At 62.1% G+C, this 12,787-nt stretch carries 12 protein-coding genes; 3 read left to right on the top strand and 9 right to left on the bottom strand.

What is annotated here, in order from left to right; genetic code table 11:
* Positions 1-108: 108 nt before the first annotated feature.
* The 6 genes from msrQ to FAS41_RS28430 all read right to left on the bottom strand — a co-directional run bounded on the left by msrQ (position 109) and on the right by FAS41_RS28430 (position 6,044).
* Complete coding sequence (gene msrQ, locus FAS41_RS28455) at positions 109-717, bottom strand: protein-methionine-sulfoxide reductase heme-binding subunit MsrQ (RefSeq protein WP_138526654.1); 609 nt, start codon at positions 715-717, stop codon at positions 109-111.
* A complete protein-coding gene (msrP, locus tag FAS41_RS28450; protein WP_138526653.1) occupies positions 717-1,727 on the bottom strand; it encodes a protein-methionine-sulfoxide reductase catalytic subunit MsrP in 1,011 nt (336 codons plus the stop codon). The genes msrQ and msrP overlap by 1 nt, the downstream gene beginning before the upstream one ends.
* 57 nt (positions 1,728-1,784) lie before the next feature.
* A complete protein-coding gene (gene pssA / locus FAS41_RS28445) occupies positions 1,785-2,609 on the bottom strand; it encodes a CDP-diacylglycerol--serine O-phosphatidyltransferase (protein WP_138526652.1) in 825 nt (274 codons plus the stop codon).
* 149 nt (positions 2,610-2,758) lie between these two features.
* Positions 2,759-3,775, bottom strand: coding sequence for a ketol-acid reductoisomerase (gene ilvC, locus FAS41_RS28440; RefSeq protein ID WP_017516327.1), 1,017 nt, complete (start codon positions 3,773-3,775; stop codon positions 2,759-2,761).
* Positions 3,776-3,819: 44 nt separating this feature from the next.
* Entirely contained in the window at positions 3,820-4,311 is a 492-nt protein-coding gene (gene ilvN, locus FAS41_RS28435; protein ID WP_081520739.1) for an acetolactate synthase small subunit, read from the bottom strand.
* Between the two features lie 2 nt (positions 4,312-4,313).
* Positions 4,314-6,044: an acetolactate synthase 3 large subunit gene (locus FAS41_RS28430; RefSeq protein WP_138526651.1), complete on the bottom strand. Its 1,731-nt coding sequence runs from the start codon at positions 6,042-6,044 to the stop codon at positions 4,314-4,316.
* 403 nt (positions 6,045-6,447) lie between these two features.
* Here FAS41_RS28430 and FAS41_RS28425 point away from each other — a divergent pair, with 403 nt between their 5' ends.
* Positions 6,448-6,900, top strand: a complete 453-nt coding sequence (locus FAS41_RS28425) for a DUF4124 domain-containing protein (protein WP_171049569.1) — start codon at positions 6,448-6,450, stop codon at positions 6,898-6,900.
* A gap of 7 nt (positions 6,901-6,907) precedes the next feature.
* Here the strand turns inward: FAS41_RS28425 and FAS41_RS28420 are convergent, their stop codons facing one another.
* From FAS41_RS28420 to mrcB, 3 genes are read right to left on the bottom strand one after another with little or no spacing between them, the layout of a single operon-like run.
* Positions 6,908-7,237: a YqcC family protein gene (locus FAS41_RS28420; protein WP_138526650.1), complete on the bottom strand. Its 330-nt coding sequence runs from the start codon at positions 7,235-7,237 to the stop codon at positions 6,908-6,910.
* The gene (locus tag FAS41_RS28415) at positions 7,237-8,064 is read right to left on the bottom strand and encodes a tetratricopeptide repeat protein (protein WP_138526649.1); all 828 of its coding nucleotides are present in this window, start codon (positions 8,062-8,064) and stop codon (positions 7,237-7,239) included. The genes FAS41_RS28420 and FAS41_RS28415 overlap by 1 nt, the downstream gene beginning before the upstream one ends.
* 16 nt (positions 8,065-8,080) lie before the next feature.
* Positions 8,081-10,405: a penicillin-binding protein 1B gene (mrcB, locus tag FAS41_RS28410; protein WP_138526648.1), complete on the bottom strand. Its 2,325-nt coding sequence runs from the start codon at positions 10,403-10,405 to the stop codon at positions 8,081-8,083.
* 217 nt (positions 10,406-10,622) lie between these two features.
* Between mrcB and FAS41_RS28405 the strand changes: the two genes are divergently transcribed.
* Together FAS41_RS28405 and FAS41_RS28400 are read left to right on the top strand one after the other, a co-directional pair.
* Positions 10,623-12,185 carry a bifunctional aminoglycoside phosphotransferase/ATP-binding protein gene (locus FAS41_RS28405; protein ID WP_138526647.1) on the top strand — a complete coding sequence of 521 codons (1,563 nt, stop codon included), beginning with the start codon at positions 10,623-10,625 and terminating at the stop codon, positions 12,183-12,185.
* Positions 12,186-12,414: 229 nt separating this feature from the next.
* Positions 12,415-12,687: a TfoX/Sxy family protein gene (locus FAS41_RS28400; RefSeq protein ID WP_017516319.1), complete on the top strand. Its 273-nt coding sequence runs from the start codon at positions 12,415-12,417 to the stop codon at positions 12,685-12,687.
* Positions 12,688-12,787: the final 100 nt, after the last annotated feature.

Raw genomic sequence — 12,787 nt, 5'->3', positions numbered from 1 at the left:
AATCTCTGTAAGTACTTGATTTTCAAGTTCTTTCGGCGCTTCGTCGCTGGGAGTGGTGCGCATTATAGGGAGTTTAAATTGGCCGTCAACGACTAATTTAAACTTTCTTCAGTTAGCCGCCAGGCGGCCTCTCAGCAGCGGCAGACGACGGGCCACCGGCGGCATCCGCAGCAGCATCAGGATCAGGCCTATGGCTGCATAGATCGCCCAGCGCTCCAGATCGGACCGCACGACCCACAGCATATGCAGCAATCCCAGACCGAGGATGACATATATCAGGCGATGCAGCTTCTTCCAGCCCGCCCCCAGCTTTCGCATGCTGTAGCGGTTGGAGGTAACAGCCAGCGACAACAGCCCCAGAAAGGCAGTGAACCCGACAATGATGTAGGGCCGCTTGCGCAATTCGATACCCAGCTGCGCCCAGTCCAATCCCAGGACGAACACCGCATAAGTACTCAGGTGCAACACTATATAGGTGAAGCACCATAGCCCAAGTTGCCGCCGGACCTGTATCCAACCACCCCAGCGAGTGATCTTCTGCAGGGGAGTCATGGCCAGGGTCATGAGCAACAGGATCAGACCACCCTGCCCCAGCCGGTCGACCAATGCCTTGCCCGGGTCCGGACCGAGATCGAAGATCCAAGCTTGATACAGCCAATAAAGCGGCGGCAGCAGCGCAGCCAGAAAAACCCCGGTCCGCCAGAACGGATAGCGCATCAGTAATCCTTCCTCAGGTCCATGCCTGCATAGAGCGAAGCAACTTCATCGGCGTAGCCATTGAACATGAGGGTAGGACGAACATTGGGGCTAAATAGTCCACTGGGCAGGCGCCGCTCACGCGCCTGACTCCAGCGGGGATGATCCACAGTCGGATTGACGTTGGCATAAAAGCCGTACTCGTCAGAAGCCAGGCTTTGCCAGGTGGTCTTCGGCTGCTCTTCAACGAAGCTGATCCGCACGATGGACTTGGCGCCCTTGAACCCATACTTCCACGGCACCACCAAGCGAAGCGGCGCACCGTTCTGGTTCGCCAGTACCCGGCCATACATGCCGACCGCCAATATCGCCAACGGATGCATTGCCTCGTCCATACGCAGCCCCTCCACATAGGGCCAGTCGATCAGCGCGAAGTTGGACTGCACACCCGGCATGTCCTTGCGATCCACCAGCGTTTCGAAGCGCACGTACTTCGCTTTGCTAGTCGGCTCCACGCGCTTGATCAGATCGGAAATCGAGAAGCCTATCCAGGGAATAACCATCGACCAGGCTTCGACACAACGCAGCCGGTAGATACGCTCCTCCAGTTGATAGGGCTTGATGAAATCCTCAAGCAGATACTTACCCGGCTTGCCCACCTCCCCGTCGATCACCACTGACCAGGGTTCGGTCTTCAGAGCGCCGGCATTGGCAGCGGGATCGCCCTTGTCCGGGCCAAACTCGTAGAAGTTGTTGTAGGTCGTCGCGTCCTTGAACGGCGTGATGGACTCATCTTTCACCGTTACGGCATCCCAGCGGGTAGCGGACAACTTTTCAGTCAACCAGGACGGAGCAGCCGCCTCGGTCACGTCGGCATAGCGACCGCCGTCGGCAAAACTCAGGCGCGGCAATCCGGACAACGCGGCAGCCGCCATCGCACCACCGAGAAAGTGGCGACGGGAGAAATAGAGGGATTCGGGCGTGACTTCCGATTCGTGGCAATCGGAAAGGCGGGACGACTTGATCAGCATGACGGGCTCCGCAACGACTGGCTATATGCGCCAGTAGACTGCGGAGCCCGCTGGAAATTACACGGCAGGCGGCTGCTTGCGACGGCGCAATTGCAACAAGTATTGCACCGGGCCGGAGGCGGCGTAAGCAAGGAACAGCAGGAGCAGGATGCGCGGCGGGTCGGTGAAGACCACGGCGAATGCCAGCACCACTACCAGGATCGCCATGAACGGCACGCGGCCGCGCAGGTCGAGGTCCTTGAAGCTGTAGTACTTGATGTTGCTGACCATCAGCATGCCGGCGGCAGCGACCATCAGGGCAACCAGCAGAGAAACCTTGGCCCCCTGCACATCAAAGTCAGCAAACGCCCACACCGTACCGGCAACCAGAGCCGCTGCGGCCGGACTGGCCAGACCGATGAAGTAACGCTTGTCGGCCTTGCCCACCTGGGTATTGAAGCGAGCCAGACGCAGCGCTGCACCCGCCACGTAGATGAAGGCAACCATCCAACCCCCTTTGCCCAGGCTGCTCAGCGCCCACTCGAAGGCGACCAGCGCCGGAGCAACGCCGAAGGCGACCATGTCGGACAGCGAGTCGTACTCGGCACCGAACGCACTCTGCGTATTGGTCAGGCGAGCCACGCGACCATCGAGGCCATCGAGGACCATGGCGACGAAGATGGCGATGGCGGCATTGGAGAAATCACCGCTCATGGCATTGATGATGGCGTACAGGCCGGTGAACAGTGCCGCGGTGGTGAACAGATTGGGCAGCAGGTAGATGCCGCGATGACGAACCTTGCGACCTTCGGCGTCATGCCCCTCTTCGATGTGCTCATCGATGGGCAGCAGACTTTCTTCGGTGTCGGAAGCCTTGTTGGGCTCCTCGTGACCTTCACTCATGGACGATTCCTTGAGAACTCGTTGAGGCTGAGATTCGCCGGGGCACGCTACTGCGATGAGACGCCCGGCGTCCCCGCTTTATACCAGATCACCGCCCCTAAACGAAAAAACGCGGCAAGCGCCGCGTTTCTTCGTTTGTCGAAAGGACCTTAGTTCTTGGTCTTGTCGACGATCTTGTTGGCGGCGATCCACGGCATCATGGCGCGCAGTTGCTCGCCGATGACTTCGATACCGTGAGCGGCGTTGTTACGGCGCTTGGCGGTCATCGACGGATAGTTGGTGGCGCCTTCGGAGATGAACATCTTGGCGTATTCGCCGTCCTGGATGCGCTTCAGAGCATTGCGCATGGCCTGACGGGATTCGGCGTTGATCACTTCCGGGCCGGTCACGTACTCGCCGTATTCGGCGTTGTTGGAGATCGAGTAGTTCATGTTGGCGATACCGCCTTCGTACATGAGGTCAACGATCAGCTTCAGTTCGTGCAGGCACTCGAAGTAGGCCATTTCCGGAGCGTAACCGGCTTCGACCAGGGTTTCGAAACCGGCTTTCACCAGCTCGACGCAACCGCCACAGAGAACGGCCTGCTCACCGAACAGGTCGGTTTCGGTCTCGTCCTTGAAGGTGGTTTCGATGATGCCGGTACGGCCGCCGCCAACGCCGCAGGCGTAGGACAGGGCGACGTTCTTGGCATTACCCGAAGCGTCCTGGTAGATGGCGATCAGGTCAGGGATACCGCCGCCCTTGACGAACTCGGAGCGAACGGTGTGGCCCGGAGCTTTCGGCGCGATCATGATCACGTCGAGGTCAGCGCGCGGTACGACCTGGTTGTAGTGGATGGAGAAGCCGTGGGCGAAGGCCAGGGTGGCGCCCTTCTTCAGGTTCGGCTCGATCTCGTCCTTGTACAGACGGCCCTGGAACTCGTCCGGGGTCAGGATCATGACCAGGTCGGCAGCGGCAACGGCTTCGGCCACTTCGGCGACTTTCAGGCCATGGTTCTGGGCCTTGGCAACGGAGGAAGAGCCCGCACGCAGGCCGACGGTGACGTCGACGCCGGAGTCTTTCAGGTTGCAGGCGTGGGCGTGGCCCTGGGAACCGTAACCGATGATGGCAACTTTCTTGCCCTGAACGATGGAGAGGTCACAGTCTTTATCGTAGAAAACGCGCATTTGGGTAATCCCCTGTCAGTTGGCCTCGTGGGCCGTATTTCAAATCAGATGCTGAGAGTCTTGTCGCCACGGGCAATGCCGGTGACGCCACTGCGGACAACTTCGAGGATCGACGCGGTGCCGACGGCCTGGATGAAGCTGTCCAGCTTGTCGCTGGTACCGGCCAGCTGCACGGTGTAGACGCTGCTGGTGACGTCGACGATCTGTCCGCGGAAGATGTCGGTGGTGCGCTTGACCTCAGCGCGCTGGGCGCCGGTGGCCTTCACCTTCACCAGCATCAGCTCGCGCTCGATGTGCGCGCTCTCCGAGAGGTTCACCAGTTTTACCACCTCGATGAGCTTGTTGAGGTTCTTGGTGATCTGCTCGATGACCTCATCCTGACCGGCGGTGGTCAGGGTCAGGCGCGACAGCGTCGGGTCTTCGGTCGGGGCGACGGTCAGGCTTTCGATGTTGTAGTTGCGCTGAGAGAACAGGCCGACAACGCGAGAGAGCGCGCCGGGTTCGTTTTCCAGCAGCAGGGAAATGATGTGTCGCATGATCAGGTACGCTCCGTCTTGCTCAGCCACATATCGCGCATCGCACCACCGCGGATCTGCATCGGGTAGACGTGCTCGCTGGTATCGACCTGGATGTCGAGGAAGACCAGGCGATTCTTCATCGCGAAGGCTTCTTCCATCATCGGCTTCAGGTCCTTCAGGTCGGTGATGCGCATGCCGACGTGGCCATACGCCTCAGCCAGCTTGACGAAGTCCGGCAGCGATTCCATGTAGGAGTGCGAATAACGGCTGTTGTACTGCATGTCCTGCCATTGGCGGACCATGCCCAGCGCACCGTTGTTCAGGTTGACGATCTTCACCGGCAGGTCGTACTGCAGGCAGGTGGACAGCTCCTGGATGTTCATCTGGATGCTGCCTTCACCGGTCACGCAGGCGACGTCGGCTTCGGGGAAGTTGAGCTTCACGCCCATGGCGGCCGGGAAGCCGAAGCCCATGGTGCCCAGGCCACCGGAGTTGATCCAGCGGTTGGGCTTGTTGAAGCGGTAGTACTGCGCCGCGAACATCTGGTGCTGACCCACGTCGGAAGCGACGAAGGCATCACCGTTGGTGACTTCGCAGAGGGTCTCGATCACGGTCTGCGGCTTGATGATGCTGCCGTCGCCCATGTTGTAAGGGAACAGGCCGCGGGTACCGCGCCATTCTTCGATCTGCTTCCACCAGGCAGACTGGGCTTCCTTGTTCGGGGTCTCGCCGATTTCCTTGAGGATCGCGACCATTTCAGTCAGCACGCTGTCCACCGGGCCAACGATCGGGATGTCCGCCTTCACGGTCTTGGAGATCGAGGCCGGGTCGATGTCAACGTGGATGATCTTGGCGTTCGGGCAGAACTTGGCAGCAGTCTCGCCGTTGATCACACGGTCGTCGAAGCGCGCGCCGACAGCGAAGATCACGTCAGCATGGTGCATGGCGAGGTTCGCGGTGTAACTGCCGTGCATGCCGAGCATGCCAACGAACTGGCGATCGGTACCCGGATAGCCACCCAGACCCATCAGTGTGTTGGTGACCGGCACATTGAGCATGCGCGCCACTTCGGTCAGCGGCTCGGCGGCATTGCCCATGATCACGCCACCACCGGCGTAGATGATCGGGCGCTTGGCGGCCAGCATCATCTCGGCAGCCTTGCGGATCTGGCCGGAGTGACCACGGACGGCCGGGCTGTAGGAGCGCAGCTTGACCTTCTTCGGGTAGTTGTATTCGAACTTCTGGGTCGGATCGCCCATGTCCTTCGGAATATCGATCACCACCGGGCCGGGACGGCCGGACTGGGCGATATAGAAAGCCTTCTTGATGACTTCCGGGATTTCCGACGGGTGCTTGATGATGAAGCTGTGCTTCACGATCGGGCGGGAGATACCGACCATGTCGGTTTCCTGGAACGCGTCGGTGCCGACCATGTTGCTCGCCACCTGGCCGGAAATCACCACCATCGGGATGGAGTCCATGTAGGCAGTGGCGATGCCGGTGACGGCGTTGGTCGCGCCGGGACCGGAGGTCACCAGCACCACGCCCGGCTTGCCGGTGGCGCGCGCATAGCCGTCGGCCATGTGGGTAGCGGCCTGCTCGTGGCGAACCAGGATGTGGGTTACTTCGTTCTCTTTGAAGAGAGCGTCGTAGATATGCAGGAGGGCACCGCCCGGGTACCCGTAGATGTACTTAACGCCTTCGTCACGCAGGGAGCGGACGACCATTTCAGCGCCGGATAAAAGTTCCACGTTGTCACCTCTAGAACGCTATATACGGAAACCCCCAACGTGGGGGACCGACTTGGATGGCTGCCCGGCAGACATGGGCGAATGTAATCGCCGGCTACGTCGACTGCCGATTGAGCAGAACCTGGAGACGCTCCTGTTTGTGTTACGGAGAGCCTCCACCCAGCGCGAGGTAACGCGAAACAGGGTGAAACTTTGCGGCGCGGGTAGCACCTCTTGTCTGCCGAGTAAAACCAGCTTGCGGCCGGCCCACTGCAGCGAACCTTGGATTCTTCTGAAACGAAGCGGCCAAGTCAAGCCATATATGGCTTTGAATGAAGCGGGGATGTGAACTTTCTCAGAGTGAATAAGCGCACGATTTGGTTATAGTTACCGACAGACTCCGCATCCCAAGGATCGACAAAGCATGCGACGGACGATTTTCCTGGGCAGCCTGCTGCTCGCACTGGCCCCGACCGTGATGGCCGCGCAGGTCTACAAGTGGGTTGATGCCCAAGGTATTACCCATTTCGGCGCGCAGCCGCCGGAAGGCGCCGAGGCCGCCAAGGTGAACACCAATACGGCACCGCCCAAGCCCGGCAGCAACTTCCCGCCGCCCGCTGCGATCAAGTCGACGCTGCCGCCCAGCGAAGACGAGAAGCAGAAAGCCGCCGACGAGAAAGTGCGCCAGGAAGTGGCACAGCAGGACGCCGAACGCCTGAAGCAATGCGACAAGCTGCGCACCGACGTGGCCCAGCTGAAGAACAACCCGCGCATCCGGGTGGATGACGGCAATGGCGACCTGCGCCGGATCTCAGAGGAAGAGCGTCAGGAACGCATTGCCACCAGCGAGAAGAGCATTCGCGAGAACTGCAACTGACGCCCGCTCAGGGCGTCGGACTAATCAGTTGATCGAAGGCGCCGAGCGCATCCAGCAGCGCTGCCACGCGAGCGCCTTCATTGGCGTAGGCCATTTCCGCGATAGCGCGGATGCCCGAGGCACTGGGCAGGTCCGCACCGCTCTCGATGATCAACTTCATCCGCGGCAGGAAGATCCACTGCAGCCACTCCTCCAGCGCCAGCGTATCCACGCAGAAGGGCTCGACACTGGAAAGCCTGTCCGCCGACGGGCTTTCACTTCCCCAGATTCCGATCGCACGCATCTCCCGCTCGATCAGCAGCAGCTGATCGGCAACGGCTAGCACGCGCGCGTCCATTACAGGGTCACCTTGGCTTTCTGACGCGCTTCGGCAGCCCCGGCAGCGTTGCCCTGCTGGTCACGGCACTTGGCGATCAGATCCCACAGGCTGGCCTGCATGGTCGGACGACCGTTGGCCAGCGACAGGCCACGCAGCGCTACCTGCTCAGCTTGCGCGGCATCACCCTGGGCCAGACGCACCTGGGCCAGCTTGTAGAGGACCTGAGGCTCACGCGGGGCGATGCGCTGGGCACGCTCCAGGCTGGCGGCAGCGCCGTTCAGGTCACCACCGCCTTGCTGCTGCGCTGCGGAGGTCAGCAGCGCCAGCACCGGACCATCCAGTTGCTCGTCCGCCGACAGGCCGGAATTGCTCGACGGAATCCCGGACGGCCCCTGGTAGGTGCTGCCCTGGCTCGACGGCGCGGCCTGCTGGGTCTGGTACGCCGGCTGCTGGTAGGTCTGCGACTGGAAGCCACCGTTGGAGGTGATCCCGCCGCTGGTGGAAATCGGCTGCTGCGAAGAATAGGTCGAGCCGGTCGCCCCCGGGGACGTGGTCATCGGCGAGGTGCTGATCGGCGCAGCGCCGGTCTGTGCCGGGAAGGTCTGGATCGGCGCCATGCCAGCATCCTGCGGGACCATCACGGTGACGCCGGAGTCACCCTGCGGGATGCTTTGGCCGGCACCGGCACGCACCGGCGCCTGGGTGTTGCCACCGCTGCGGCCGACGCGCTCCGAATTGGAGACAGAGGTACCGGAGTCCTGCACGGGAATCGCACCGTGCTGCGGGGACGCACAACCGGACAGAAGCGCCAGAGTCGCCGACGCTGCAAACCAAGCTTTTCTCACTTCCAATCCTCTTGCATCAGTTCAACCAGCCGCGCACCCAGTCCATGACTTCGCCGGCCGGCGTCTGGTTTCCGCAACCTGCGCCCAGCGCAGGTTCGCTTCCTCGAATATAAGGCATCTGTACTGCACCGGGGCAGTTGGCGTCAGTGCCCTGCCCGGTATGCGGATCAACCCAGGCCTGCACGACATTATCCGGCATCGGCATGTCCAACGGTGCGGGATTGGCCTTGCGCATGAAGCTGGTCCATATCTGCAACGCACCGGTGGCGCCGGTGAGCGGCGTCTTGCCATTGTCGTCGCGACCGATCCACACCACTGCCAGCAGGTCCTGGCCGAAACCGGAGAACCAGCTATCACGGGAATCGTTGGTGGTACCGGTCTTGCCCGCCAGGGTCAGGGACACCGGCAGCTGGTTGTAGACGGAGCGGCCGGTGCCCTCACGCATCACGCGCTGCATGGCGCTCTGCAGGAGGTAGATGGCGCCCGGATCGAAGCGCTGCTGGACCTGGAACGGATAACGCTTGAGCGGCTGCCCATCCGCCGCCAGCACACTGCGGATGCTGCGCAACGGGGTGTTGAAGCCACCACTGGCAATGGTCTGGTACATGGTCGCGACCTGCATCGGGCTCAGCGCGCCGGCCCCCAGCAGCATCGACGGATAAGCCGGCCAGTTTGGCGAAACGCCCAGGCGCTCCAGCGTCTTCAGAACGTTCGGCACGCCCAGATCGAGACCCAGCCTGGCGGTGGACAGGTTCAGCGAGCGAGCCAGCCCCTGGTAGAGGAAGATGGTGCCGTTGGCGGTGCCTTCGTAGTTCTTCGGCGTCCAGACCTGACCATCCTTGCCTTTCACCTGGAACGGCTGGTCCTGGATGTAACTGGTCAGGGTGTACTGGCTCGGCTTTTCCAGCGCGGTCAGGTAGACCGCCGGCTTTACCAGCGAACCGATCGGCCGAACCGCATCGACGGCTCGGTTGAAGCCAGCGAAGCGCGGGTCGCGGCTGCCGAGCAATGCCTGGATCTCACCGGTTTCCGGGTTGGTCACGACCATCGCGGTTTCGGTTTCAGCCACGCCCTTGCGGCCTTCGAGACGTTTGAAGGTTTCGCTGACGGCGGACTCGGCCTTCATCTGCAGGATGGGGTCGAAGCTGGTGAAGATGCGCAGGCCTTCCTCGGTCAGGTCCTCGTCGCGGTAATCCTCGCGCAGTTGGCGTTTCACCAGATCGAGGAAAGCCGGATAGGAGCTATTGGCCATGCTGCCCTGGCGAGTCACGCCCAGTGGCGTCTGCTTGGCCGCAGCGGCTTCGTCGGCAGTGATCACACCCTGTTCGGCGAGCACGTCGAGCACCACGTTACGGCGCTCCAGTGCACGCTCGGGGTTGCGGCGCGGGTTGTAGTAGGAAGGCCCTTTCACCATGCCGACCAGCAAAGCCACCTGCGGCAGCTTGAGCTCCGACAGCGGCTGGCTGAAGAAGTACTGACTGGCGAGGCCGAAGCCGTTCACCGAGCGCTGACCGTCCTGGCCGAGGAACACCTCGTTGAGGTAACCCTCGAGGATTTCGCGCTTGTCGTAATGCAGTTCAAGCAGCACCGCCATCATGGCTTCGGTAAGCTTGCGCGACAGGCTGCGTTCGTTGGTCAGGAAGAAGTTCTTCACCAACTGCTGGGTCAGCGTACTGCCGCCCTGGCGCAACTGGCCGGCACTGGCGTTGACCCAGACGGCACGGGCGATGGACTTGATGGACACCCCATGGTGGGTCCAGAAGTCACGGTCCTCCACGGCGACCAGGGTATCGATCAGGTACGGCGGCACCTGGTCGAGCTTGATCAGGATGCGGTCTTCGTTGTGCGCCGGGTACAGGCCGCCGATCAGCAGCGGTTCCATTCGCGCGACCGCAAGGTCGCCGCCGTTGGCGCGGCTCAGGCCGGCCACATAGTCGCCGGAGAAGCGCACACGAATGCGCTGGGCCGGCTCGGCACCTTCATAGAACTGGAAGCCGCGGGTATTGAGATCGACGGCATTGCCGGCCACCGACACGGCACCCGGCCCTGCGACCGTGGTTTCGCGGCGATAGCCCAGCGCATCCAGCTCGCGCAGGAAGTCGTCCTTGCCCAGCTTCAGGCCGACGAACAGTTCCAGCGGCCGGGCGTAGACCTTGGCGGGAATGGTCCAGCGCTTGCCGGAGAATTTCTCCTGGACAACCGCATCGAGGTACACGGCAAAACCGGCCAGCACCACCACGCCAACCAGACCGAGCTTGAGAGCCCAGCCCAGCCACTTGCGCATGGCAGGCGACGATTTGCCGCTTTTTTTACGAGGTTTGGAAGATCGGGGACGCGTCATGGCGGCGCATTATACGTACTTTATCCACAGGAGACAGACGCCGCTCCAGCAGGCGCCCAGGCTTGATGCGAACTGCCGCGCATCTATCGAAAGCGGCAGTGGCCGAGCTATGACCCCACGATGGCCATTTGGTTGCCGGCCGGCTGCAGAGTTTGCACCGGCCGACCCAGTCGCCATAATGCCTGCCTTTAGAAAATTCGACCGGAAAGGACATCACGTGAGCCAGACCTTACTCGCAGCCCTGCAGAACCCCGCCCTCTTCCCCCATCCGGTCGACGGCTTCCGGGTCATCGAAACCCACATTTCCTGGGTGCTGCTCACTGGCTCCTATGTCTACAAGATCAAGAAGCCGGTGAACTTCGGCTTCCTCGACTTCACCGACCTCACCAAGCGCAAGCACTTCTGCGAGGAAGAGCTGCGTCTGAACCAGCGCCTGACCGAAGGCCTGTACCTCGACGTGATCGCCATCACCGGCAGCGAATCCGCCCCGCAGCTGAACGGCGAAGGCCCGGCCATCGAGTACATGCTCCAGTGCCGCGAATTCCCGCAGGCCCAGCTGCTCAGCGAAGTGCAGGCGCGCGGAGAACTCGGCGCGCAGCACATTGACGGCCTCGCCAAACAGATTGCCGACTTCCACCTGCGCACCCCGGTCGTCCCCACCGAACACCCGCTGGGCACCCCGGAAGCCTGCATGGCGCCGGTCCGTCAGAACTTCGAGCAGATCCGTCCGATGCTCTCCGACAAGGCCGACCTGCTGCAGCTCGATGCCCTGGAGGCCTGGGCCGAGTCCAGCTTCGAGCGCCTGCATGGCGTGTTCGAGCAGCGCAAGGCAAACGGTTTCATCCGCGAATGCCACGGCGACATCCACTTGGGTAACGCCGCGATCATCGATGGCAAGGTCGTACTTTTCGACTGCATCGAGTTCAACGAGCCGTTCCGCTTCACCGACGTCACCGCCGACTACGCCTTCCTCGCCATGGACCTGGAAGACCGCGGCTTGAAATGCCTGTCGCGGCGCTTCGTCAGCCAGTACCTGGAATACACCGGCGACTACCAGTCCCTGGCCCTGCTGAATTTCTACAAGGCCTACCGGGCCCTGGTCCGCGCCAAGATCGCACTGTTCAGTCTGGCGCACCAGACCGACGCCGTGCAGAAGGCCGCGACCCTGCGCCAGTACCGCAACTACGCCAACCTGGCAGAAAGCTATAGCGCGATTCCGTCGCGCTTCCTGGCGGTGACCGTCGGAGTTTCCGCTGTCGGCAAGAGTCAGGTTGCACTGCGTCTGGTGGAAGCGCTGGGCGCCGTGCGCCTGCGCTCGGACGTGGAGCGCAAGCGTCTGTTCGGCGAACAGAAGGCCGATCAGCAAGGTCAGCTCAAGGGCGGCATCTATGACGCCGACGCCACCACCGCGACCTACCAGCGCCTCAACGAACTGGCCGTGGACATCCTGCGCGCCGGCTACCCGGTGGTGCTGGACGCCACCTTCCTCAAGCGCGAACAACGCGCTGCCGCGTGGGAAATCGCCGAGGAAACCGGGGTTCCCTTCCTGATCCTCGACTGCCACGCACCGGAAGCCGTGATCGCCGGCTGGCTGAACCAGCGCCAGAACGACGGCAACGACCCGTCCGATGCCACCCTGGAAGTCATCCAGGCGCAACTGGCCAGCCGCGACGACCTCAACGCCGAGGAGCAGCAGCACAGCAAGCGCGTCAACACCCCGGACGCCGCCAGCCTCGACGCCCTGGTCGCCAGCATCCGTCAGCGCCTGCCGGGTCTCTGATCCACCGCCTGCCGGCCGGAGTCGCCCTGCGTGGTGCACTCCGGCCAGTGGTTACGCCGCCCGGCCAGCCTCGAACAACGACAACGCCTTGCCCCGCATTCTCGGCGATGTCACAAAGCCACGTTTTTCCCAGTCAACGCTACACTTCCCAGTGTGTGTCCGGCCGCTACGAGCAGTTCTCGGCCCCATCAAGACCTGACACCCATCGTGCCCATCGCAAGGACAGACGATGAACGACGAACTGCTGCACCTGAAGAACCTAGGCAAGACCTCCGCCCAATGGCTGCATGCCGTGGGCATCCACAGCGCCAGCGACCTGCGCCGCCTGGGGGCGGTCGGTGCGTACCGGGCCGTTCGCGCACGAGGCTTCCGTGCCTCGAAAGTGCTGCTCTACGCCATCGAGGGCGCCCTGCTGGATGTGCACTGGAACGACCTGCCAGCCGCGCACAAGGCTGCTCTTCTTGGCGAGCTTGAGACATTTCCCGCACGTAACAAGAGCTAGCTCACAAGCTCTGTGTGAAAATGTTTACGCAAGGTACCTGTCCGCTTATGGTTTCAGGGCCCTTCGTGCGCCCTCGACCGTCGCCATATCAAGGAATTAC

Source organism: Pseudomonas nicosulfuronedens (assembly GCF_005877905.1).
Taxonomy (GTDB): Bacteria; Pseudomonadota; Gammaproteobacteria; order Pseudomonadales; family Pseudomonadaceae; genus Pseudomonas; species Pseudomonas nicosulfuronedens.
The sequence above is the reverse complement of the archived record's forward strand: the minus strand, read 5'-3'. Positions and strand labels throughout refer to the sequence as shown.